Here is a 23,675-nt window from a genome sequence, read left to right on the forward strand (position 1 = left end):
GTACGCACACATGCTCATGCTGATGCACCCGCCCCGCGAGAAATCCCCCACCTTCGACGCCACCACCGACGCGCAGGGCCACTTCGCCATCAAGCTGGACCAGCCCCTCTCCGGCACCCTCACCGTGGAGGCCGAAGGCTACCTGCCGCGCAAGCTCCAGGTCCGGGCCCCCACGTCCGGCCTGAAGCTGACCCTGGAGTCGGGCGCCACCGTGCGCGGCACCGTGACGAGCTCACGAGGCACGCCCGTCAACGAGGTGGACGTCTCCCTGGTGAAGCAGGTGGCCGAAGAATCCTCCGAGGAGGAAGCGGAGCGCAGGACCTTCGCGGGCTCCTCGGACGAGGACGGCCGCTTCGACATCCAGGGCCTGCCGCCCGGCACCTATGTCGTGTGGATGCGCGCCAACACCGGCGGCTACGAACGGCGCATGCCCGACCGCGTGGTGCTCCGAGGCTCGGAGACGGTGGAGCTGGCGCTGCGCCTGGACCTGGACGGGCGCGTGGGCGGCATCGTCGTGGACACGGAGGGCCGGCCGCTGGCGGACGTCACCGTGGACGCCAGCGCGAAGGAGGAGAAGAACAGCGGCGGCCGCTCGTACTCGCCCCTCACCACGAAGACCGGCCCGGACGGCCGCTTCGTCCTGGAGCCGCTGGCGCGCGACTGGGACTACGAGCTGGAGGCGATGAAGCCCGGCTACGCGCAGCCCAGGCCGCCAGGAAAGCAGGACGCCGAGGACGAACCCGACTTCGGGCCGGACGACGACAGCGAAGGGTCGATGAGCGACCGCATCCAGCAATGGCTGGAGGACCAGGGGCCGCCCAAGGCCACCGCCCGCGCGGGCGCCATGGACGTGCGCCTCGTCCTGGCCTTCCAGGGCCGCGTCACCGGCCGGCTGGTGAAGTCCGACGGCACGCCCATCACCCGCTTCACCGTGAACGACGAAGCGGTGCGAGACCCGAAGGGCGCCTTCACCGTCTTCGTGGACGAGCCCGGCCCCCAGCACCTCGTCTTCCAGGTGCCAGGCCACGCCCTCACCCAGCGCGACGTGGACGTCCCCGCCGGCCGCGACGTGGACCTGGGCACGGTGCGCGTGGACGCGGGCCGCGTCATCAAGGGCCGCGTGGTGGACGACGCCACCGGCACCCCGCTGGCCGGCGTGCGCATCTCCCTGGCGCTGCCGATGAATGACGTCGCCAACGCGGAGCACGCTGAATCCTTCGCGGACGTCCTCACCGGCCTGGACGGCACCTTCCAGCTGCCCGCCGTGGAGTCGCGACCCTACGTGCTCACCGTGCAGGAGGAGACGCACGCGTCGCTGGAGCGCACCGTGGGCCCCAACGAGGACACGCTCGAACTGCGCCTCCCTTCCGCCACCCGCCTGGAGGTCTCCGTGAGGGACGAACAGGGCAAGCCCGTCTCCATCCCCTTGAGCGTCACGAGGAAGGCGGATGAGCCGGAGGCGCCGAACATCGCCATGGCGTATGAAGGCGTGGCCCAGTTCCGGGACCTGGACCCGGGCGAGTACCTGGTGAAGCTCGCGGGCATGTCCCCGCTGACCGTCATTCCCCGCCTCGTGCGCGTGGAGCCACAGCGCGTCACCCGGCTGGAGCTCCCGGTGGTGACGAAGGGCACCACGCTGAGGCTGCGCTGGGGCGAGCGCGGGCCGCAGGGCACCTCGTACCTCATCCCCGGCCGCGTCCCGGCGCCGCCCGAGTCGGCCTCGTCCAGGGACGTGCAGTGGCTGCGCGAACAGGCCCTCATTCCGGACCTTTCGCGCAGCAGGGATGCCTGGTCCCGCCTCCCTCCCGGGCCCTACACGCTTCTCGTGTTGCGAGAACGTGAGGGACACTGGCTGTCGTTCCGCGAGGACGTGACGGTGGGCACGCTCGACGTGCAGGAGGTGGAGGTCCCGCAGCTTCCCTGGTGAGACGGCTCCAACGGCGACGGCGGGTCCGACATGCCTCGCGGTCCAGGGGAGCTGTGTTAAACCCTCCGTATGACCGCGAGTGACGCGCTGAGCGCTTCCGACCTCGAACGTCTGGCCAGGGCGGAGGCACCGGACCTGGCCGAATCCGTGCTGGCCTTCCTCGACCAGCCGGACCGTCCGTCGGACAAGCCCCTGCCGCAGGGCGCGCTCTCCTTCGACGCGCTGAAGCAGCTGCTGGAGCAGGCGCGCGCGGACGGCGACAAGCCGAGCCGGCGCAAGGGCTCCTATGAAGCGTGGCAGCGCTTCCTCGCGCAGAAGGACGTGCCGCTGCCGCCGCGCCTGTTGCTCGCGGACCTGCTGGTGTCCCTCTACGAGAAGAACACCGAGCCCGCGCGCGCCGCCCTCATCACGCTGGTGAAGGAAGCGCCGCTGAAGTTCGGCCTGTGGGCGGGCCTCAAGCGCATCTACAAGCTGTCGGAGGCGCGCCACGACGCGGAGATGTTCGGCGCGCTGGCCTGGCGCTTCGACACCGAGCGCGGCGGCCGCCGCAACCGCGAGGTGGGCGGCGGAACCCTCACCTATCTCCAGCGCCGCGCGTGGCGCTTCCTGCGCCAGCTGGGCGCGGCCGTGCCGGAGCTCTACCCGCAGTTCGCGGTGGAGGTCCTGCGGCACTACGACCTGGAGACGACCTGGTCGCAGTGCTGGGTGGCGCACCACATCTGGGCGCACAACAGCAAGGGCTACTCCGCGTCGCGCTTCTCCATCCAGCCGCCGGGCGACATGGTGAAGCAGCGCATGTACCCGGACGCGTGGAAGCGCTCGCCGGACGCGCTGATGCGGCTGTTGGACACGTGCCAGTCGGACCCGGCCGCGAAGTTCGCCATCCAGGGCCTGCGCAAGGACCACCCGGAGGCGCTGCGCAAGGTGACGCCCGCGTGGCTGGACCGTCTGGCGCGCCGTCCGCTGGGCAGCGCGCACGACTTCCTGGTGGAGACGCTCCAGGGCTCGCCGGACTTCCACCAGGGCAAGCTGCGCGCGGCCGGGCTGCATGAGGCGGTGCTCGCGCTGCTCTTCTCCCCCAGCGACAAGGCCCGCGCCTACGCCATCGAGTACGCGCGCGGCCACGCGCAGGACCTGGCCGCGGACCGGCTGGCGGACCTGGTGGAGAAGGGCGAGAACGACGTGAAGGGCTTCGCCGCCGCCGCGCTGGAGAAGCACAAGCCGCGCGACCTGGGGCTGCCGCTGCTGGGCCGGCTGCTCAACTCCAAGGTCACCGCGGCGTTCGCGTCCAAGTCGCTGGAGCAGTCCTTCGACCGCGCGGAGCTCACGCACGACTTCCTGCGCGAGCTGCTCTGGGGCACCCAGGAGCAGCTCAACTGGGCGAAGAACTTCGTCTCCACGAAGTACGCGGCCGGGGAAATGCCGGCGGACTTCTGGAAGGTGGCGCTGACGGAGGCGAAGCAGCGCTCGTCGCGCCAGCGCATCGTGGAGGACACGGCGATGAAGGCCCTGTCCACCTACAAGCCGGCGGACATCGGGCCGGAGTGGCTGCTGGACCTGGTGGCGCACCCGCGCCTGGGCCGTCAGGCGGCGCAGTGGCTCACCCGCGCGGACAGCCTGCCGGGCCTGGACGTGGAGCGGGTGAAGGCGCTCGTCTTCAACAGCAAGTTCCGCGGCACGGCGCTGGAGCTGCTGGGCAACCGCAAGCTCTTCACCGCGCGGCAGCTCACGGTGCCCTGGCTGCTGGCGCTGGCGCGCCGGGCGGATCCGCAGCTGCACGACTTCGCGCACCGCTACCTGCTGGCGAACGTGGTGCCCGCGGACTTCAGCGACTCGGGCGACGCGGACGCGGGCCTGGAGCGCCTGTTCGACCTGGCGCTGGGCGCGAAGCAGCCGCCGCCGGTGCGCGCCTTCGCGCAGATGTACCTGCGCTGCCACCACCCGGGCATCGGGCCGGAGCAGCCGGAGTCCAAGTCCTACGAGCTGCGCCCCCGCGCGCCGCGCAAGGCGTACACGGCGGAGCGGCTGTGGCCGGCCCTCTTCGACGCGCGCGACGACGTGCGCCGCTTCGCGCTGACCATCGCCCGCTCGGAGCTGCGCGCGTGGGGCTACCACACGCGCGTGTACGAACTGGCGGACTCGGACGCGAAGGAGATCCGCAACCTGGCCTACGACGCCCTGCTCAACGCGGGCGAGCCGGGCGCGGACGCGCGCCACACGCTGCAGCCGGAGGAGCTGGACGCGGGCAAGGTGTTCGCGCTCACGGAGTCCACCAAGCGCAGCACGCGCGAAGTCGCCGTGGAGCTCATCCGCCGCCACTACGCCCGGCTGGGCGGCGCGGAGCGGCTGTCCGGCCTGATGCAGAGCGCGGACCGCGAGGTGGGCCTGTTCGCGGTGCGCCTGCTCTGGGAGAAGCACCGGCCGCTGCACCTGCCTGAAGGCTGGAAGCCGGCGGGCGGAGGCAAGGACGAGCGCGAGGCGGGTGGCACCACGCGCTTCAGCGACGTGGAGGCGCTGCGCACGTTCCTGCGGCGCATGATGTTCGGCCTGCCACCCGGGCGCGCGAAGGAAGCGCGCGAGGGCGACGTGCAGCGCCGGCTGTCCGCGAGCGTGGCCAAGCGCCGCGTGGTGGAGCTGGTGCGGGACCTGGGCCTGGAAGAAGAGAGCTTCGCCCGCGTGGTGGCGCCCGTGCTGGGCGAGTTCACCGGCTCCGTGGCGAAGGGCGAGTGGCAGAGCTGCCTGGCCTCGCTGGTGCAACTGCGTGCGGCACACCCGGGCGTGCAGCTCGGCGGCATCTAGGACAACGACACCATGGCCAACCTCTCCATCGGCAACATCGAGAAGGTCCGTGCGCTCGCCGCCAATGCGCGCCTGCTCCTCGTGGGCGGCACGCGCGCCGCCGCGGACAGCCGCCTCACCGCGTACGACGCCGCCAACAACAAGGTCCTGTGGACCAGCCCCCTGCCCGCGCACGTGCTGGGCGTGGCGCTGTCCGGCGAGCAGTTCGCCGCGGCGGGCGCGGACGGCACGGTGCGCTTCGGGTCGCTCACCGACGGCACCGTGAAGTTCCAGCTCCACGACGCGCACCCCGGAGGCTGCACGGCGGTGGCGGTCAGCCCCGACGGCAAGGTGCTCTACTCGGCCGGCGCGGACGGCTTCGTGCGCGCGTGGGACTGGGAGAGCACGAAGAAGCTCAAGGAGTGGAGCGCGTCCTCTCAAGCCCTGCGCGCGGTGGCGGTGGACCCCACGCACACATACGTGGCCTGCGCGGGCGATGACGGCGTGGTGCGCTCGTTCACGGTGGCGACGGGTGCGCGCCGGGACATGCCGGGCCACGAGGGCGCGGTGCGGGCGCTGGCCTTCACGCCTCGCGACGGGCGGCTCGTCTCCGCGGGCGACGACGGCAAGCTGCGCATCGGCTACCTCGTGGGCGCGGTGGAGTTCGAGGTCCGCGGCGACAAGGACAGCGGCCACGCGGGCGCCGTGCTGGGGCTGGTGTTCCCGCCCACGCCGCAGGCGGAAGCGGGCCAGGACCCGGCGGAGCGCATCGCCTCCGTGGGCAGCGACGGCAAGCTGAAGGTCTGGCGCCTGGACGAGCGCCGCAAGCCGCGCACCTTCGACCTGGGCACCAAGGCCCTGGGCGCGGTGGCCTTCGCGCCGCCGGCGAACCCGCGCCAGGCGAAGCAGCTGCTCGGCTTCCTCTTCGTGGGCGGCGACGACCGCCGCGTCACCCGCATCACGCTGGGCACGGACGGCAAGCCCACGGACGAGACGACGGCCTTCGGCCACGGCTTCGACGCCTTCACCGAGGCGCTGAAGGCCGCCCTCCCCCGCCGCGAGGCCGCGGTGAAGGAGGCGGTGGCGCTGCTGGAGCCGGAGGCGCTGGACTTCGTCCTGGGCGTGCTGTCCTCGGACAAGGACGTCGCGGCGCGCCGGCTGGCGGCCACGGAGCTGGGCAACCACGGCCGCACCGCCGCGCGGCCGAAGCTGCGCGAGCGCCTCAACGACGATGACAAGACGGTGCGCGCCGCGGCGCTGGACGCGCTGGTGAAGCTGGAGACGGAGTCGCCGCTGGCGGCCCCTCGCGCGGCGCTGGATTCGCGCTTCACGGACACGCGGGTGCAGGGCCTGCGCCTGCTGGCGAAGCTGGGCAGCGCGTCGCCGCTGGTGCCGGGCCTCATCGCCAGCAAGCTGCCGGACACCCACAACGACGTGGGCATCGCCGCGCTGGACGCGCTCACCACCGTGTCGCCCAGGGGCAGCACGGAGCCGCTGAAGCTCGCCTTCGAGCGTGGCCCCGCGGCCCTCAAGGTGGAGGTGCTGCTGCGCGCCTCGGTGGCCGGACAGCTGGGAGACCCGCGCCTGCAGCCGCTGGTGGCGCGCGCGCTGGACGACGCGGACCGGGACGTGCGCCGCGTGGCCTTCGCGGTGCGCGTGCTGGAGCGCCGCGCGCTGGCCGCCACGCTGGAGGCCAAGGACGAGGAGTTCGCGCGCACGGTGCGGGAAGTGGCCCGCATCGTGACGCTCCAGGCGAAGCGCGCCGCGGGCGACGCGGAGGCGAAGTTCACCACCGAGGGGGAAGTCACCGCCTCGCGCGACAAGCTCTTCGCCAACACTCCGCCGGGTCAGGCGCTGACGGAAGCGGACCTGGAGCCGCTGCTCGCCGCCATGGCCTGCCGCATGCCGGACACGGCCGTGCGCGGCGCGCGCGTGCTGGCGCAGCTCGGTGACGGCCGCGCCCTGGGCGCGCTGCTCCAGCTGTCGCGAGAGGACGACGCCGCCATCCGCCGTGAGACGGCCACCGCGCTCCAGGCGCTGCAGGACCCGCGCGCCCGCGAGCGGCTGGTGTGGATGCTGGACGACGCGGACGGCGACGTGCGCGCGGCGGCGCTGACGGCCGTGGTGGCGCTGGACGTGGATGCGCCGCTGTCCGCCGCGGAGGCCGCGCTGCGCTCGGGCCACGAGGACGTGCGCGTGCGCGGCCTGGACCGGCTGGTGAAGCTGGGCGCCAAGGCGGAAGGCGCGGAAGGGCTGCTGGGCGACGCACTGGAGGACGAGTCCGCGAAGGTGCGCGGCGAGGCCTTCCGCACGCTGTGGGCCTGGAACGACCAGGAGCCGGTGAAGGCGCTGGACCGCGCGCTGGCGGGCCGCTTCCCGGACCTGCGCACCCGCGCCGTGGAGGTGCTCGCGCAGAAGGGCACCGACGACTGGGCGCTGGAGCGGCTGAAGAAGTCCGTGGAGGACCGCGACGTGGGCGTGGCCACCGCCGCCTACGAGGCGTGGGTGAAGCTGGCCGGCAAGGAGAAGCCGGAGCCGCACCTGGCCGCGCTCAACACCGCGCACCCCGCCCTGCGTGAGAAGGCCGCGAAGGCCTCCGTGCACGCCCCGGCGGAAGCGCTGCGCTCCGCGCTGCTCAAGCGCGTGCAGGACGAACACCTGGAGGTGGCGGTCGCGGCGCTGGAGGCGCTGGACAAGCTCATCCCCAACGAGAACGGGCCGCTGCTCGCGGGCATCGCGGCGGCGGCGCTGCCGGTGCGCGTGCGGGCCGCGGAGCTGCTCGCCCCGCGCGGCGCGGAGGACATCATCGAGCCCATGCGCGGGATCATCACGGACAAGGACCTGGAGCGGATGTACCCGCCCGGCTTCCTGGTCCCCCTGCGCATCCGCGCGGCGCGCGCGCTGGCCACGCTGGGCTCGCGGCGCCTGCTGGGCTTCTACGCCACCACGCTGCTGCCCAACGAGCTGACGGACCTCCAGGAGCAGGGCGCGCGCGGTCTCGCCACGGCCAGCCGCCGGGGCGACGAGGGCGCGCTGCTGGATGCGTTGGGCCACTCGCTGGTGGCGGCGCGTTCCTGGGCGGCGGACGGCCTGGCGCGCCTGGGTGACGTGCGCGCGCTGCCGGTCCTCACCGGAAACCTGCGCCATGAGCACCTGCCCATCCGCCTGGGCGCCATCCTCGCCTTCGCGGCCCTGGGCCCGGAGGGCGACGGCGGCCTGCTGCACGGCCTGGAGGACTCCGCGCGCGAAGTGCAGGAGATGGTGTTCGCCATCGTGCTCGCCCGCGACCTGCGCGCCAGCCGCGAGGGCGGACCGCCGGACCTGCTGACGAGCGCGCTCTCCAGCGGCCGTCCGGAGGTGCGCTACGCCGCGGCCCGCGCGCTGGAGCTGCGCACGGAGCCGGAGGCCTACCGCGCGCACCTGGTGGAGGTGCTGCTGCCGCCGCGTCCGGAGAAGGCCGGCGACATGAAGGACTGGCCCGCGGAGGATGAGCGGGCGAAGCGCGTGATTGGGCTCGCCGAAGCCCTCTCCAGCGGTCAGCCGGAGCAGCGCTACGCGGCGGCGCAGGTGCTGCTCCTGCGCAACAAGCCGCTGGACTACTTCCGTGAGGCGCAGAAGGTCGCGCGTCCCAGCTCGCTCCAGGCCCCCTGGAAGCCGGAGACCGCCCAGGGCGCCGCGCACGTCATCCAGCCCTCCACGCCGGAGAAGCAGGGCACGGCCTCCGCCACGGGCAAGAGCTGGCTGCGCCGCCTCTTCTCCGCGGTGAAGCCGGCGGAAGGCTCGACGGAAGCAACGCTCAAGGACGCGACGCTGGCGGAGCGTCAGCACCTGCGCCGCCTGGCCTTCGGCGCCTACGTGGGCCTGCTGCGCCAGGTCACGGCGGGTGACGAGGAAGGCCACCGCGTCCGCCGCGACGCCGTGGACCGCGTGGTGAAGCTCACGCAGGAAGGCTACGCGGGCACGTCCGCCGCCGTGGCCGCCCTGCTGCGCGCGCTGGAAGACCCGCACCAGTTGGTGCGCCGGGCCGCGCTCGCGGGCCTCAAGGAGCTGTACCCCGCCGGCAGCGACGAGCCGCTGGCGCTGGCCCTGTCCTCGCTGTCTCCGGACGTGGCGCGCGCCGCGCTGGAGGAGCTGGCGGAGCGCGGTGACAAGGCCCGTCCGCGCGTGACGGCGGCGCTCAACTCGGCGCTGCCGGAGGTGCGCAAGTCCGCCTTCGAGCTCTTGGAGAAGCTGAGCCCGCCGGGCAGCCTGGATCCGCTGCTGGCCGCGCTGGGCAGCGAGCACGCGGACCTGCGCGTGGGCGTGATTGAGCGGCTGGCCGGCGCCAACGACCCGCGCGTCACGGAAGCGCTGGGCCGCGCGATGGGCAGCGAGCACGAGGACCTGCGGCTGCGCGCCGCGGAGCTCCTCGCGTTCCGGGGCGACGACCGGGCGGTGGAGGTGCTGGGCACCTTCCTGCGCTCGGAGACGTCCGCCGTGGCCCGCCGCGCCCAGGAGGCCCTGGCCCGGCTGGGCACCTCCGCCGCCGTGGCCGCGCTGGCCGCGCGCCTGACGGTGGCCACGGAGCTTCAGGAGCGCACGAGGCTGGTGACCGTGCTGGGCCGCACCCACCGCGCGGACGCGCTGGACGTGCTCGCGCGCCAGAGCGTGGCGGACGAGGCCCCGAGCGTGCGCCTCGCCTGCGTGACGGCCGCGATGCAGCTCACCTGGCCGCCGGAGCAGGAGAAGCTGCGGGAGCACGAGCGCGACCTGAAGAAGCGCGACGCGGCGCTCGCGGTGCGCTTCCTGAGCGTGGCGGTGAAGAGCCAGGACCCGGAGGTCCGCAAGGCCGCCGCCCGCGAGCTGGAGCACGGCAAGAACGAGGGCCAGGACGCGCTGCTCGTCCAGCTCTTCAACGACCGCGACGTCACCGTGCGCGCGGCTGCCGTGGAGCACTACTCGAAGCGCGTGGTGGAACAGGGCGCGGCGGTGGAGCCCCTGGAGGAGATCCTCCGCGCCGGAGCCCGCGAGCTGATGCTGCCCGCGGCGGAAGGCGTGGCCCACCAGCGCCGCGCCAGCGCCCTGCGCCCCCTGCTGTTGTACGCGCGCGCCGGTGAGCCGCACGAGCGCGGCCGCGCCCTGCTCGCCCTGGGCACCCTGGGTGACGTGCGCGCCCTCTCCGAACTGGAGACGGTGGCCGGCGGAGGCACCCCGGACGCCCCGGCCGAAGAGGACATGGTGTTCGCCGCCATCGAGGCGCTGGGCCGACTGGCGAACCGGATGCCGGATGGCGAGGAGCGCCGCCGCATCGAGGAGAAGGTGGAGGCCGCGGCCACGGACGGCGCCGCCTTCCAGCGTCAGGAAGCCGGTGTGCGCGGCCTGCGCGCCCTGGGCGGAGAGCGCGCCCGCGTGAAGCTGGAGGCGCTGCTCGCCGACATCGAGACGGACGACGACGTGCGCCGCACGGTGGCGGAGGAGCTGGGCAAGTTCGGAGACCCGGCCGCCGAGCCCGCCCTGGCCGCCGCGCTGAACGAGGAGGACGACGACCTGCGCGCCGCCGCCCGCAAGGCGCTGGATGTCCTCTTCCCCAAGGAGCGCACGCGGGTGGAGTTCCTCGCCGTGCAGAGCGAGCACGAGGACATCTCCGAGCCCGCCGCCACCTACCTCGCCAGCGAAGGCGACCCGGCCCTGCTGGTGCCCCGCCTGGCCACGCTGGACAACGTGGAGCTGCGCCTGCGTCTGCGTCGCGGGCTCGCCCGTCGTGGCGCGCTGCCCGTGCCGGAGGTCATCGCCCTGTTCGGCCACGACAAGCCGGAAGCGCGCGAAGAGGCCGCGCGGCTCGTGGGCACCTGGACGGGTGACGCGCGTGAAGCCGGCGCCGTGGACACGGCCGGGCTGACCCGCGCGCTCGTGGCCGCCGAACGGCGCACCGCCACCGCGTGGGGCACCGCGCAGCCCTCCAAGAAGGAACCGCTGGCCGCCGCCTGGGAGCGCCTGCTCTGGGCGGGCTCACGGCTGGGCGCGAAGGAGCTGGGCGCGACGTCCGCCGAAATCCTCCGCAAGGGCGAGGCCCAGGCCCCCGCCGCCGTGCGCCAGGAAGCGGCGCGCGTGCTGGGCCGGCTGAAGGCCTCAAGCGAAGCGCAGGCCCTGCGCACGGCCCTCGGTGACCCGGACGCGAACGTGCGCTCCGCCGCCGCGTCGGTGCTGGCCGCGCTGGTGCCCGCCGAGGCGTCCACGTGGGCGCTGGAGGTGAAACCCTTCGACCCGGTGGCCCTGGGCCCCACGGGCGCGAAGGTGGCCCCGTCCGCGCTCACGGCCAGCGAGGCCCGCCGGCTCGCGGTCCCCGCGCTGCTGGCGAAGAAGGACCTGAAGCCGCTCGAGTCCGTCGCCGCCGACCCGAAGCCGGAGGTGAAGCAGGACGCCTGGGCCGCGCTGGGCCGCCTGGGCGGGGACGAGGCCGCGGCGCTCTTGAAGACGGCCGCGTTCGACAAGTCGCAGTCGGTGGAGCTGCGCAAGGCGGCCTACCGCGCCCACAAACGTGCACGCCGGGCCGCTGAGCGCGCCCGGAAGGAAGGTCAACCGTCGTGAGCACCGCAACCGCACGTCATCCCGTCGCGCTGAGCTACGCCGCGCAGAGCGACGTGGTCGTCACGCCGGACGCCTCGCGCGTGCAGCTGGCCCTGGAGGGCTCGCGAGGCACCGTGGGCGTCAGTGGCCAGGTGAAGGACCCCACCCTCTTCCGCGACGCGCTGGCCGCCGCCTTCGCGGTGCTCTCCAGCGACCTGCGCTACCGGGGCCGCGACCGCACCGCGTACCTCGCGTACCTGATGAAGCAGGGCAAGCGCGCCAGCGCTCAAATCTGGGAAGCGCAGAAGGCCTTCCTCGACAACGCGCTGGAGGGTGAGGAGAAGAAGGACGCCGTCCTGGACCCCGTCCTCACGGTGGATCCGGATCAGGTCTCACTGGAGGTCTTCTCCCGAGACGAGAGCGCCTACGCGCGCCTCGCCTTCGACAACAGCCTCTTCGACAAGCGCCAGGCCGCGCACGGCTCCACGTTCCTGGACGTGCCGCAGGACCTGCCCGCCCGGCTGGACCGCCTGCGCGCCTACGCCCCGGTGATGCTGGAGGCCCACGTCGCCCCCACCGCGAAGCCCGCGCCCGCCACGGAGCCCCGCGCCCCGCGCACGGTGGAAGTGCCCCACGCGTGGCTGCGAGGCTTCCTCCAGGTGCAGTCCGCCGCGACGCTGCCGGCCACCACCTGCGCCATCGCGCCCATCGACCTGTACAACCTGCTCTTCGCGCTGCGCACCCGCCGCTCGAAGAAGGCGCCCCGCGCGCTGCGCTTCGAGCTGGTCCCCGGCGCCCCGCCGCGCCTGGTGCTGGAGCCCTGGGAGCAGGTGCTGGAGTGCCACGGCGGCGTGTACACGGGAGCGGCGCCCGCGGTGGTGCGCACCTTCGGCCGTCAGCGCCTCGCCGCGCTCGCGCGCCTGCTGCCCCACGCGAAGAGCGTGCACGTGCAGCTGCTGGGTCCGGGCCTGCCGGTGTTCTGGGTCATCGACCTGGGCGCGGCCACGCTGACGCTGGGGCTCACCGGCTGGACGGAGAGCGGCTGGTCCAGCGCCGCCGCCTTCGACGCGCTGATGCCGCGCGACGTGCCGGAAGGCCTGGCGGAGCAGCTGCGCAACCGCCTGCGCAAGGACGGTCCCCTCGCCTTCGAGGTGCTGGCGAAGGACGCGGGCGCACCGAAGGACCACGTGCGCGCCGCGCTCCAGCTGGAGTGCCTGCGAGGCCGCGTCCTCTTCGACGTGGCGCGCGGCACCTACCGTCCGCGAGAGCTGATGCCCACCCCGGTGGACGAGGCCGCGCTGCGCTACGGCAACGAGCGCGAGGCCCGCGCCCACCGCCTGCTGGGCGACGGCGGCCCGGGCTCCGGCGAAGTGAAGCTCACGCAGGTGCACGACCTGGTCGGCGAAGGCACGCGCATCCAGGGAGAGGTCGTGGACCGCGAGGCGGTGCGCAGCTTCTTCCCCAACTTCACCATGGACCTGGAAGGCCGCGTGAAGGACGCCAGCTGCGGCTGCCCGCACTTCCGCCGCTCCGGCATGCGCGAAGGCCCCTGCGAGCACATGCTCGCGCTGCGCCTGGCGTACGCGCGCCGCCGCGCCGAGGAAGAGGCGCTCCGGCAGACGCCCGAGGGCCGCAAGCTCATCCGCGCGGAGACGCGCGCGTACGTGCGCCGCGACCCGGCCACGGGACTGGAGCAGGTGTATCGCGTGTCGCTGGACGGCAAGGTGGTGGCCCTCACGTGGGGACCGCGCCTGGGCGACTCGCGTCACCAGCGCCTGTGGTTCGACTCGGATACCGAAGCCCGGACGGCGTACTTCAGCCGTTTGGAGAAACTGACCGCTGACGGCTACATCGACGCGGCCTCGACTCTGGTGTAAACACTCACTCAACGGCCCGGCCGCCGACGGGGCGGCCGGAAGGATGGTGGCGCCGGACGAAAATCGAATAGCGAGTGGTCGAGAGAGGTCTGGACCGCATCAGCCTCAACGCCTCGAGCGTAGGAACGGCGCTGCGCCGTTCTGGTTGAAATGCTGGACACTCTCCGCAAGGTAGCCTGTTCTTGGCTCTCTCCCTCCCGAGCACTACGGTCGGGGCGGGAAGCGGAACCAACGACGCAACCGCCGTTTTCCCACCCCGACCGTAGTGCTCGGGAGGGGAGAGCCGGTGAGGCTACCGTGCCCCAGGTGAGCTGGTGGTGCCTTCCTGGCCTCCCTCGACCGCTCGGATTCGTGTCTCCGTCGCCCCTCCCTGAGCCGCCGCGCCCGTCGAAGGTAACTCGATGACCGCCAAGCTGGAGTCGTTCGTCCCCGCCGCCCCGCCGCAGGCTGCTCCTGAAGTCACGCCCGCTGCGGCTCCCAACACCGTCGCGAAGCGCGAGGCCGCCAGGGCCGCGCACGACGCCCTCCTCACGCGCTGGAAGGCCATCACCGAGGCTGGCGGCACGGATGCATGGGTGCACGCGCAGCTCGTCGCCAAGGGCGCGCTCGCGGAGGAAGTCGACTTCTCCTCGCTGAAGGAGAAGGAGAAGACGGCCTGGAAGGAGAAGAAGAAGGCCGAAGCGGTGGAGCGCCGCGCGCTGGAGCGCCAGGCCCACGAAGCGTGGAAGGCCACGCACGTGAACCACCTGGGCGTGGGCATCTACTGGAACGAAGCCGGCCTGCCGGACAAGTTCGACCTGGAGCACCGCGAGGAGCGCGCGCGACAGAACGGCCTGCCCACGCTGAACACCGCGGACGACCTGGCCAAGGCGCTGGGCCTGAGCGTGTCCAAGCTGCGCGGCTTCGCGTTCCACCGCGACGTGGACACGGGCTCCAACTACGTCACGTGGAGCATCCCCAAGCGCACGGGCGGCGAGCGCACCATCACCTCGCCCAAGCCGGAGCTGAAGCAGGCGCAGCGCTGGGTGCTGTCCAACGTCGTGGAGCGGCTGCCGGTGCACGGCGCGGCCCACGGCTTCGTGGCGGGGCGCTCCATCCTCACCAACGCGCTGGCGCACCGGGGCGCGGACGTGCTGGTGAAGGTGGACCTGAAGGACTTCTTCCCGTCGGTGAACTGGCGCCGGGTGAAGGGCCTGTTGCGCAAGGGCGGCCTGCCGGAGAACACCTCCACGCTGCTGGCGCTGATGTCCACGGAAGCGCCGCGCGAGCGCATGTCCTTTAGGGGCAAGACGCTGCACGTGGCGAAGGGGCCCAGGGCCCTCCCGCAGGGCGCGCCCACTTCACCGGGCATCACCAACGCGCTGTGCCTGCGCCTGGACAAGCGGCTGTCGGCGCTGTCGCGCAAGCTGGGCTTCACGTACACGCGCTACGCGGACGACCTGACCTTCTCCTGGACGAAGGCGAAGGCGCCCAAGGCCCGCCGCGCGCAGGGAGCGCCGGTGGCGGTGCTGCTCGCGCGGGTGAAGGACATCGTGGAGGGGGAGGGCTTCACGGTGCACCCGGACAAGACGCGCGTCGCCCGCAAGGGCAGCCGTCAGCGCGTCACGGGGCTCGTGGTGAACGAGGCCAAGGACGGCACGCCCGCCGCCCGGGTCCCCCGCGACGTGGTGCGCCGCCTCCGCGCGGCCATCCACAACCGCCAGAAGGGCAAGCCCGGCCGCGAAGGCGAATCGCTGGAGCAGCTCAAGGGCATGGCGGCGTTCATCCACATGACGGACCCGGAGAAGGGCCGCATGTACCTCGAGCAGCTCGCGAAGCTCGAAGCCGCCACGCCCGCCCAGGCCTAGCGCTTCAGCGCCGTATCCGCGAACTCCAGCAGGCGTCGCGGATACTCCTGAGGGGCCGTCGCGGTGAAGTTGCCATGCGACGCCCCGGGGATGCGCCACGTCTGGGCATACCCCGCTACGTGCGTGAACAACTCATCCAGCAACGGCTGCCCGGACTCCTCCGTCCCCGCGACGATGAACAGGGGCCGGGGCTGGATGCGGTCCACCGCGTCGATGGTCCGCACCTCGTCCAGGGCAATCCCCCGCCGCCAGAAGGGAATCAAAGCCCCCGTCTGCGTCACCACGCCGAAGCGCCGGAAGTCATACGCCGCAGCCAGCCACAGCGTGTTGAACGGAGACAGCAGCACCACCGCCGCGACCTGAGGGTCCTTCGCCGCCACCTCCGCCACCGCCGCGGATCCAATGGAGAACCCCAGCGCCCCCACGCGAGCCGGATCCACATCCGGCTGCGCTCGCACATAGGCCAGCGCCGCGCGCACATCCTGGCGCTCCTTGTCGCCCCAGGTGGACGTCTCGCCGCCGCTCTGCCCATGCGCGCGCAGGTCGAAGAGCAGCACGCCATAGCCCCCGTCGTGCAGCACACGGGCCTCCGGTATCAGGTCCATGCGAGTCTGCGACAGGCCATGCGCCAGCACCCACGCCGCCTTGTTGCGTGAAGGCAGGTACCAGCCGCGCAGCTCCACGCCGTCGTCCGTGCGCAGCGTCACCTCGCGCGCGTCACCGAAGTCCGCGGGCAGCGCTGGCGCCGGCTTGGGGTAGTGGAAGTACTGCTCGGAGCGCCACGCCGCGCGGCCACCCAACGCCAGCGCCACCAGCACGCACGGCAACACCAACACCCCCAGCACCCGCCCCCACCGAATCCGTTTCAACAACCCAGCCATGTCCGCCTCTCTCCACCAGCAAGCGAGCTCTACCCTGGAGCGGAAGCCGCTGCCCCCGGGCTTGTGTTGGAACCCGCCGAACACTTAGACCCTATAGGCGCCAACAGCCTCCTGGTTTACAGTTTAGGCAAACTTTAGCAGCGGCGGCACACGGGACCGTCATGGGTGAGCAGGCATGAAGACGTCGAAGACGGTCTATGACGCAGTGGTGGTGGGCTCGGGCGCCTGTGGTGGATGGGCGGCCAAGCAGCTGACGGAGGCCGGGCTCCAGGTGCTGGTGCTGGAGGCGGGCCGGAGTGAGAAGGCGGACCGGGCGCTCCACCTGATGCACCGCGTGAAGCAGAAGCTGGGCTACCGCATCGAGTCGGACCAGGACCGCACCTCACGCCAGTCCATCCAGGCCACGAGCTTCGCCTGGCCGTTCCATCCGCACGCCTTCGTGGATGACGTGGACAATCCCTACACCACGCCAGACGACGCGCCGTTCGCCTGGATTCGCGCGCGGCAGGTGGGCGGGCGGACCAGCGTGAAGGCTCACGGCCGCCAGTTCTACCGGCTGTCTGACTTCAACTTCCACGCGGGCAGCCTGGATGGGTTGAGCCCGGACTGGCCGCTGTCGCACGCGGACCTGGCACCGTCCTACGAAATCGTGGAGCGGTGGATGGGCCTGCGAGGCAACTCGGACGGCGTGGACACGCTGCCGGACTCGGTCTTCGCCGGTCCCGCGCCGCTGTCCCCCGGCGAGGTCCGCCTGCGTGAGAAGGTGAAGGCCCGCTGGCCGGACCGCCACGTCGTCGCCCGCCGCACCGCGAACGCGCCGGTGACGCTGCCAGCGGCGCTGAAGACGGGGCGCCTGACGCTGCGCTCGCACGCCATCGCCAGCCACATCCTGCACGACCCGAACACGGGCCGCGTGACGGGCGTGTCCTTCATCGACGCGAACAACGGCACCTCCGAGGAGGTGCGCGCCAAGGCCGTGGTCGTGGCCGCGGGGACGATTGAATCCACGCGGTTGCTGTTGCACTCGCGCAACCGGGCGTTCCCGGACGGCCTGGCGAACAGCTCGGGCCTGTTGGGCCGGCACCTGATGGACCACATGTACCTGCGAGGCATCGAGGCGCGGATGAACCTGCCCTCGCACCTCCACCAGAAGGAGCACGGCTGGGCGTACGTCCCCCAGTTCCGCAACGTCTCCGAGCGCCACCCCGACTTCGCGCGCGGCTACGGCATCCAGGTCTTCACCTTCGACGACCAGATGCACATGGTGCCCTTCGGCGAGATGATCCCCCGCCCGGAGAACCGCGTCACGTTGAGCGCCACGGTGAAGGACCGCTGGGGCATTCCGGCGGCGCACATCGAGTGCCGGCACTCGGACAACGAACTGAAGATGACGGAGGACGCAGTGGCCTCCTGTCTGGAGATGCTGGAGGAGGCGGGCTGCACGGTGGAGAAGGTCAACAAGACGCTCTCCCACCCGGGCATGGCCATCCACGAGGTGGGCACCGCGCGCATGGGCAAGGACCCGAAGACGTCCGTGCTCAACCCCTTCAACCAGAGCTGGGATGTCCCCAACCTCTACGTCACGGACGGCTCCTGCTTCCCCTCGCAGGGCCCGCAGAACCCCACCCTGACGATGATGGCGCTCACTGTCCGCGCCTGCGCCCACCTGGTGGGCGAGCTCAAGGCCGGCCGCATCTGATTCCCCTCCAGCACTGACGCGAGGGGCCCGCTGGAACGGGCCCCTTGCACGGCTGGCGCGGATTTATTACCTACCAGTCAGTAACTAACCCTTCGCGCCATGTCCCGTCCCCCCCGCGTCACCGACCTGCAGATCGACGAAGCGGCCCGGACCGTGTTCCTGGCCCAGGGCCCGTCCGCGCCGCTGCAGGACATCGCGAAGCGGCTGGGCATCTCGCAGCCAGCGCTGCTGCACCGGGTGGGCACCAAGGAAGCGCTGATGGCCAGGGCCCTCCGTCCGGTGCCGCCCACCGCGCTGGCGCTGCTGGAGCCAGGCCCCAGGGCCAACGCGTCCATCGAGGCGCAGCTCCTGGAAGCGCTGCTGCACCACCGGGACTTCCTGCGCCAGTTGGTGCCGTGGCTGTTCGTGTTGCACTACTCGGTGCTGGGCGGAGCCAGGGCCATGCACCTGGACACGCCGCCCCCGGTGGCGCTGCGCGAGGGGCTGACGAAGTGGCTCGCCCGGGCGAAGCGGGCCGGAAGGGTGGACCTGGCCGAGCCCAGGGTCGCGGCGGAAGCCCTCTGTGGAGCGCTGGAGGCCCGCTGCTTCAACGCCCACGTGGGCGGAGCCACCTACGCCCCCGGCGAGGACGAAGCCGTCCTGCGCCAGCTCATCCGGGTGCTGCTGACGCCAGCGCGAGCACCCGCCCGGAAGCCGAGGAAGAGGACCCCGAGATGACGACCGCCGCGCCCAAGCTGACCCGCTCCACGGAGGGGCCCGGGCTGATCCTCCTCCTGGGTGCGCTCATCGGCTTCGGTCCCCTGTCCATCGACATGTACCTGCCGGCGTTCCCCGCCATCGGCGAGTCGCTGCACGCGACCGCGGGAGAGGTGGAGCGCACGCTGGCCACGTTCTTCGCGGGGCTCGCGGTGGGGCAGCTGTTGTCCGGGCCGGTGAGTGACCGCTTCGGCCGCACGAAGCCGCTCTACGTGGGCCTGCTGCTCTACGTGGTGGGCTCCATCGGCTGCGCGGCCGCGCCGTCCGCGGATGTGCTGGCGGCCTGCCGGTTCGTGCAGGCCCTGGGCGGCTCGGTGGGCATGGTGACGGTGAGGGCCGTCGTGAGGGACCTGCACTCGGGAGCAGCGGCCGCGAGGATGATGTCGCGCCTGGTGCTGGTGATGGGCCTGGCGCCCATCCTGGCCCCACTGCTCGGAGGCTGGGTGCTGCGGGCCCTGGGTTGGCGAGCCATCTTCGGAAGCCACGCGGTCATCGGGCTCATCGCGCTGGGAGCGGCCATCGCCATCCTGCCGGAGACCGCCCCTCCGAGGAGCGAAGCCTCCAGGTCCAGACCCTTCCAGGCCATGTGGAGCATCCTGAAGGCACCAGACTTCCTGGGGCCCGCGTTGGCGGCGGCGCTCGCGCAGGCGGGGATGTTCGCGTACATCGGCGGCTCCCCCTTCGTCTTCATCACGTTGCACGGCGTGAAGCCGGAGCACTTCGGGTGGTTCTTCGGAGCGAACGCGGCGGGTCTGGTGGCGGTGTCGCAGCTCAACCACTGGCTGCTGGCGCGCTCCTCGCCGGAGCGGGTGTTGAAGCAGGCGGTGCGCATCGCCGCGCTCGCGGGCGTGGTCCTGGTGACGGTGGCATCGACAGGCTTCGGAGGCCTGTGGGGCATCGCGCTGTCGCTGTTCGTGTTCGTCTCCAGCCTGGGAGCCATCACGCCCAACGCGACGGCGCTGGCGATGGAGCAGCACGCGAAGCAGGCAGGCATCGCGTCGGCGGTGCTGGGAGCGCTCCAGTTCATGCTGGCGGCCGGAGCCTCCGCGGCGGTGAGCGCGAGTCACGACGGCACCGCGAGGCCCATGGCCCTGGGAGTCGCCATCGCCGCCCTGCTCGCCCTGGGAGCACTGGGCCTGGCGAAGCGAGCCCCCGCGCACTGAGCCGTGGGTGGGATTGACACCCTGGAACGTGACGCCCGATGGTGCGGTGCGAAATGCTCGCACCCTTCTACTCCGCATGCCCTGTCTGCAATGAGACCGGCTCCCGTCCGGTCGTCGCATTCCAAGAGCTGAGCTACGGCCGCTGCACGGGCTGTGGGCTCATCTACAAGCGCGAGCAGAAGCCGGGCCTGGGAGAGGGCTACGAGGAGAAGTACTTCAAGCACAACCGTGCGAAGTACCTGAGCCGGTGGAACCACCGGGTGCGCAAGTGCCTGCGGCAGGTGCTGGTGTGCCTGGAGTACGCGCCGCACGCGAAGGACCTGTTGGACGTGGGCTGCTCCGCGGGCTACGTGCTGGAGGCCGCGCAGCGAGCCGGGCTGAAGGCCACGGGGCTGGACTACTCCCAGTTCTCGGTGAACCTCTGCCGCGAGCGGGGCTACACCGCCGAGTACGGCTCCCTGACGAAGATGCCGTTCCCGGACGCGTCCTTCGACATCATCACGCTCAAGCACACGCTGGAGCACGTGGACCAGCCCATGGACGGGCTGAGGGAAATCCAGCGGGTGCTGAGGCCCGGAGGCGTGGCCTTCGTCATCGTGCCGGACGCGGCCTACTACAAGATCATCGTGATGCCGAAGAAGGGCCGCTCCTTCCGTCCGGACCGCAGAGGCTGGCAGCACCACGTCTACTTCTACGAGCACAACCTCGCGGACGCCTGCGCCAGGGCAGGCATGCATCCCGTGAAAGCAGGCAAGGACATTTTCCGCAGCCGGCTGGCGAAGGGCCTCCGGGCTCCGTATGAGTACGTCCGCTTCGCCTTCCTCTGGGCCTGGGTCCAGGTCTGCCGCCTGACGCACATGCGCCGGGAGATCCAGGTCATCGCCCAGAAGCCAAAGACGGACGCCCAGCTCCCGGCTCCGCAAGCCGAAGCCGCCTGAGCCAAACCCCCAGCGCCACGGCCAGCACGAGCGCCACGGGTCCCAACCAGTCCCCCCAGGCCCCCGCGAGCGAGCTCAACCGATCCGCCGCAGGCACGCGCATCACGGTGCCAGCGCGCTGGTTGTCCTCCAGCTCCGAGGTCCAGGTCCCCGCCGGGTCGATGAACGCGGAGATGCCCGAGTTGGTCACCCGAACCTGAGCCGTGCGCGTCTCGATGCTGCGAAATGCCGCATGCATCAGGTGCAGCCGGGGCGCGGGAGTGCCTGAGAACCACGAGTCATTCGACAGCGTGAGAATCAGGTCCGCGCCCTGGCGAACCTCCGCCGCGACGTAGTTGGGGAAGACCGCCTCGTAGCAGATGAGCGGTGCGACCTTGAGCACGCGGCCGCCGTTCAGCCGGAAGTCCACCAGCCGAGGCCCGGGGCCACGCTTCCAGCGTCCGGTCCAGGGGAGCCACGCGCGCAGCGTGGGCGAGTCCACCAGGTCCGGAACCCACTCCGTGAGCGGGAACAGCATCGTCTTCCGGTAGGCAGCCTGCGCCAACTCACCCGTCGCGGAGGGCCCCAGGAACATGGCGGCGTTGAACTCGCGTTCGCCCTCCAGGTCGTAGGTGCCGAACACCAGAGGCACACCGCGCTCCGCCACCCACGAGCGGATCTCCTCATCCAGCGCGCCGCCGTCCTCGCTCTTCGGAGTACCGAACGTCGTGGGATACACCGTCTCCGGCCACACCAGCAGGTTCAGAGCCCCCGAGCGCAACAGCGCATCCGACATCGCGTAATGCGTATCCAGGATATTGCGGACGACCTCGTAGGTGCCCTGCTCCGCGGCCAGCTTCTCGATGTTGGTGATGTTCGCCTGCACCGCCCCCACCACCAGCGAAGGAGCCGAGTGCACCGCGGCGCGCACCTGCCCCAACCGCACCGCCCCGTAACCCCAACCCACCAGGGCCAGAACGACCGCCAGGACCGCCGGCCGAAGCCGCGGCCCCCGAGCCACCAGGACGATACACTCGTTGATGAGCAGCAGGCCCAGCGTGAGGCCCGGAGCACCCGCCAGGTCCGCCCCCTGACGCAGCGTCTCCGAGGCATAGAGCCCGTGGCCCAGCGTCTCGGCGAACAGCTTGGGCGTGAACCACTCGGTGCCCACATACACGAGCGCGGTGAGCACGGGCGGAACCCACGCCAGGCGAGGCGCATCCTCCACCTGCCGGCGCGAGTACCACCGCACCCAAGCGGCCGTGATGAACTGGAGCTCCAGCACCGGGGCGATGAGCAGGAACACGCCCCAGCACAGCCACACCGGCGCACGCGAGTACGCCGCGATGGCTCCAGGGAACCAGCCGAACACCGCCGCGGTGAACGTCACCGACAGCAGCACGCCCAGCAGCACGGCCCCACGACCGGAACGAGCCCGGTCCAAAGCAGCGAGCCACGGCGCCATGGCCACCGCGCCCAGCCACACCCAGCCCGACTCCAACTGTCCGAACGCCGCGAACAGCACGGTGGTCGCCGCGACGCCCAGGAGCGCCCCGGCCCACCCCTTCACGGAGGTCACTGCGAGTCCTCGTCCTCGACCGGAATCTCCAGCAGCTTGTGGGGCATGCCGGGAGGCGCCAGCTCCTCGGGCACCACGCGGTTCTCGGGGATGGGGATGGGCTGCCCGTTGGCATCCTTCGGCGTGAAGTCCGGATGGAACATCAGGATCGCGGCCAGAGGCTGCCCGTTGTCCGTCGCCTGGTAGTGACGCATGTACCCAGGGGGCAGCTCGAAGTCGTCAGGCACCACGAGCCCCCGCTTCAACGGCTTGGTGCCACGCTGGTACAGGGCCGTCCCGGTCTTGCCCTCCGAAGGGGGCGGTTCATCGGCGGGCATGGGCGCGGGCTCCTCCACGGGAGGGGGCGCGGCGACAGTCGCGACCGCGGGGCGCACCAACGGACGCGCCGGTTCCAGGGGCGGAGGCACCGGAGCAGGGCGCTCGGCCACGATGACTGGAGGCAGGTCCTCGACCGGCACGGGGCGGGAGAGCCACCAGAGACAGACCGCCACGCACAGGCCCGTGACCGCGGTGGCCCCACCGATGAGCCAGGAGCCCATGCCGCCGGAAGACTCCCGCGAGGGCGTCACCCGCGTCACGCCATCGGAATCCGTGCGACGCTCAGGGCCAGACTGCGGGGAACGCATGTTTTGAGGGGCCTCCAGGGTGCGTATGCTACGGAAGCCGCGCGCATCGAGGCAATGCGCGCGCGGCCATGCCCTCCCATGACCGTCGACGCGTCCGGCCCCTTCCCCGTCCATGCCTTCCCCCCTCGTCTGCGCATCGCAGGAGCACTCCTGCACGGCGCGGCGCTATGCACCCTCGGCTCCTGCACCACACTGCTGCTCAAGGACGTCGTCGAGGGAGCTCAAACACTGCGACCCGAACCGCTGGCCCTGGGACTCACGGTCGGGAGCGTGCTGCCGCTCATCGCGTTGCGCCTGTTGCGCCTGGCCACGAGGGCCACGGTCACGGTGCGGCCCGAAGGACTGGTGCTCACGCAGCAAGGGGGCACGCACTTCGAGATCCCCTTCGACGCCCTGGAGTCCATCCACCCGTGGCGCCTGCCCATGCCAGGGCCAGGACTCACCTTGAGGCTGCGCTCAGGGCGCGCCTTCGAGTACGGGCTGGAAGTGCAGGCCCCGAAGCCCCTGCTCGACGCCATGGGCCCACGGGGCGAAGCGAAAGACGACCCGTGGGTGCGGTACGCGCAGGCACGGAGCGAGAAGTGGCGCAGGCGTTGGTATGACCAGGCATTGAAGTACGGCCTGGTGCCCGGAGTGCTCGCCGGCATCTTCTTCCGAGCACACCAATACATCTCCTTCGGCGGCCCGTTCGGAGAGCTCCAGATGTACGGGTGGACGGCCTACCTCACGTCCTTCGCACGGACCTGGCTGCCCGTGTTCCTGGCGCTGCTGTTGTTTGGTTGTTTCTGGAGGACCCTCGCGGAAGCACTGTGTTTCAGCGCCGCCTGGCTGGGTCCCCGGTGGTCACGCCACGTCCGGACCGGAGCGGAGTGGACCTGCCGGGCGCTCTATTACGTCGCCCTGCCCGTCTTCCTCGCGGTGCGGCTGCTGGGCTGATCAGGAGGGGGCAGCGAAGCCCGCAAAGACAAAGCCCCTGGCGCCTTGCGGCACCAGGGGCTTTCAAAAAGAATCCGGCAGCGACCTACTCTCCCACGCGGTTTCCCGCGGAGTACCATCGGCTCTGGAGGGCTTAACTTCCG

At 71.7% G+C, this 23,675-nt stretch carries 13 protein-coding genes and 1 rRNA gene; 10 read left to right on the plus strand and 4 right to left on the minus strand.

What is annotated here, in order from left to right; translation table 11 throughout:
• The 5 genes from D7X55_RS12835 to D7X55_RS12855 all read left to right on the plus strand — a co-directional run.
• On the plus strand, positions 1 to 1,927 hold a 1,927-nt coding region (locus D7X55_RS12835), incomplete at its 5' end, for a carboxypeptidase regulatory-like domain-containing protein (protein ID WP_233609820.1).
• 69 nt (positions 1,928 to 1,996) lie between these two features.
• Positions 1,997 to 4,726 carry a hypothetical protein gene (locus D7X55_RS12840; RefSeq protein ID WP_121723210.1) on the plus strand — a complete coding sequence of 910 codons (2,730 nt, stop codon included), beginning with the start codon at positions 1,997 to 1,999 and terminating at the stop codon, positions 4,724 to 4,726.
• Positions 4,727 to 4,738: 12 nt separating this feature from the next.
• Positions 4,739 to 11,272, plus strand: coding sequence for a HEAT repeat domain-containing protein (locus D7X55_RS12845; protein ID WP_121723211.1), 6,534 nt, complete (start codon positions 4,739 to 4,741; stop codon positions 11,270 to 11,272).
• On the plus strand, positions 11,269 to 13,128 hold the full coding sequence (locus tag D7X55_RS12850; protein ID WP_121723212.1) for an SWIM zinc finger family protein: 1,860 nt from the start codon (positions 11,269 to 11,271) through the stop codon (positions 13,126 to 13,128). The genes D7X55_RS12845 and D7X55_RS12850 overlap by 4 nt, the downstream gene beginning before the upstream one ends.
• Before the next feature lie 401 nt (positions 13,129 to 13,529).
• Positions 13,530 to 14,975: a reverse transcriptase family protein gene (locus tag D7X55_RS12855; protein WP_121723213.1), complete on the plus strand. Its 1,446-nt coding sequence runs from the start codon at positions 13,530 to 13,532 to the stop codon at positions 14,973 to 14,975.
• Here D7X55_RS12855 and D7X55_RS12860 read toward each other — a convergent pair.
• A complete protein-coding gene (locus D7X55_RS12860; RefSeq protein ID WP_233609821.1) occupies positions 14,972 to 15,820 on the minus strand; it encodes an alpha/beta hydrolase in 849 nt (282 codons plus the stop codon). The two genes, D7X55_RS12855 and D7X55_RS12860, sit on opposite strands and share 4 nt — an antisense overlap.
• A gap of 211 nt (positions 15,821 to 16,031) precedes the next feature.
• Here D7X55_RS12860 and D7X55_RS12865 point away from each other — a divergent pair, with 211 nt between their 5' ends.
• From D7X55_RS12865 to D7X55_RS12880, 4 genes are all read left to right on the plus strand, one after another.
• Positions 16,032 to 17,555 carry a GMC oxidoreductase gene (locus tag D7X55_RS12865; protein WP_121723214.1) on the plus strand — a complete coding sequence of 508 codons (1,524 nt, stop codon included), beginning with the start codon at positions 16,032 to 16,034 and terminating at the stop codon, positions 17,553 to 17,555.
• A 99-nt stretch (positions 17,556 to 17,654) separates the two neighbouring features.
• Positions 17,655 to 18,272 (plus strand): TetR/AcrR family transcriptional regulator, encoded by a 618-nt coding sequence (locus tag D7X55_RS12870; RefSeq protein ID WP_120551398.1) that lies wholly within the window; start codon positions 17,655 to 17,657, stop codon positions 18,270 to 18,272.
• Entirely contained in the window at positions 18,269 to 19,474 is a 1,206-nt protein-coding gene (locus D7X55_RS12875) for a multidrug effflux MFS transporter (RefSeq protein ID WP_120551399.1), read from the plus strand. The genes D7X55_RS12870 and D7X55_RS12875 overlap by 4 nt, the downstream gene beginning before the upstream one ends.
• A 53-nt stretch (positions 19,475 to 19,527) precedes the next feature.
• Entirely contained in the window at positions 19,528 to 20,412 is an 885-nt protein-coding gene (locus D7X55_RS12880; protein ID WP_158626363.1) for a bifunctional 2-polyprenyl-6-hydroxyphenol methylase/3-demethylubiquinol 3-O-methyltransferase UbiG, read from the plus strand.
• On the opposite strand, the gene lnt is transcribed toward D7X55_RS12880, so the two are convergent.
• Positions 20,351 to 21,970: an apolipoprotein N-acyltransferase gene (gene lnt, locus D7X55_RS12885; RefSeq protein WP_121723216.1), complete on the minus strand. Its 1,620-nt coding sequence runs from the start codon at positions 21,968 to 21,970 to the stop codon at positions 20,351 to 20,353. The genes D7X55_RS12880 and lnt overlap by 62 nt on opposite strands.
• A complete protein-coding gene (locus D7X55_RS12890) occupies positions 21,967 to 22,509 on the minus strand; it encodes a hypothetical protein (protein WP_233609822.1) in 543 nt (180 codons plus the stop codon). Before D7X55_RS12890 ends, lnt begins: the two co-directional genes overlap by 4 nt.
• 165 nt (positions 22,510 to 22,674) lie before the next feature.
• On the opposite strand from D7X55_RS12890, the gene D7X55_RS12895 reads away from it, so the two are divergent.
• The gene (locus D7X55_RS12895) at positions 22,675 to 23,532 is read left to right on the plus strand and encodes a hypothetical protein (RefSeq protein WP_121723218.1); all 858 of its coding nucleotides are present in this window, start codon (positions 22,675 to 22,677) and stop codon (positions 23,530 to 23,532) included.
• Positions 23,533 to 23,604: 72 nt separating this feature from the next.
• Here D7X55_RS12895 and rrf read toward each other — a convergent pair.
• Positions 23,605 to 23,675, minus strand: a 5S ribosomal RNA gene (gene rrf / locus D7X55_RS12900); the annotation flags it as partial.

It is taken from the genome of Corallococcus sp. AB049A (genome assembly GCF_003668885.1).
Classification (GTDB): domain Bacteria; phylum Myxococcota; class Myxococcia; order Myxococcales; family Myxococcaceae; genus Corallococcus; species Corallococcus interemptor.

Bases quoted from the DNA above. Each gene is read 5' to 3' on its own strand.
- D7X55_RS12840 (WP_121723210.1), top strand. From the start codon at position 1,997: ATGACCGCGAGTGACGCGCTGAGCGCTTCCGACCTCGAACGTCTGGCC.
- D7X55_RS12845 (WP_121723211.1), top strand. From the start codon at position 4,739: ATGGCCAACCTCTCCATCGGCAACATCGAGAAGGTCCGTGCGCTCGCC.
- D7X55_RS12855 (WP_121723213.1), top strand. From the start codon at position 13,530: ATGACCGCCAAGCTGGAGTCGTTCGTCCCCGCCGCCCCGCCGCAGGCT.
- D7X55_RS12865 (WP_121723214.1), top strand. From the start codon at position 16,032: ATGAAGACGTCGAAGACGGTCTATGACGCAGTGGTGGTGGGCTCGGGC.
- D7X55_RS12870 (WP_120551398.1), top strand. From the start codon at position 17,655: ATGTCCCGTCCCCCCCGCGTCACCGACCTGCAGATCGACGAAGCGGCC.
- D7X55_RS12875 (WP_120551399.1), top strand. From the start codon at position 18,269: ATGACGACCGCCGCGCCCAAGCTGACCCGCTCCACGGAGGGGCCCGGG.
- D7X55_RS12880 (WP_158626363.1), top strand. From the start codon at position 19,528: ATGCTCGCACCCTTCTACTCCGCATGCCCTGTCTGCAATGAGACCGGC.
- D7X55_RS12890 (WP_233609822.1), bottom strand. From the start codon at position 22,509: ATGGGCTCCTGGCTCATCGGTGGGGCCACCGCGGTCACGGGCCTGTGC.
- D7X55_RS12895 (WP_121723218.1), top strand. From the start codon at position 22,675: ATGACCGTCGACGCGTCCGGCCCCTTCCCCGTCCATGCCTTCCCCCCT.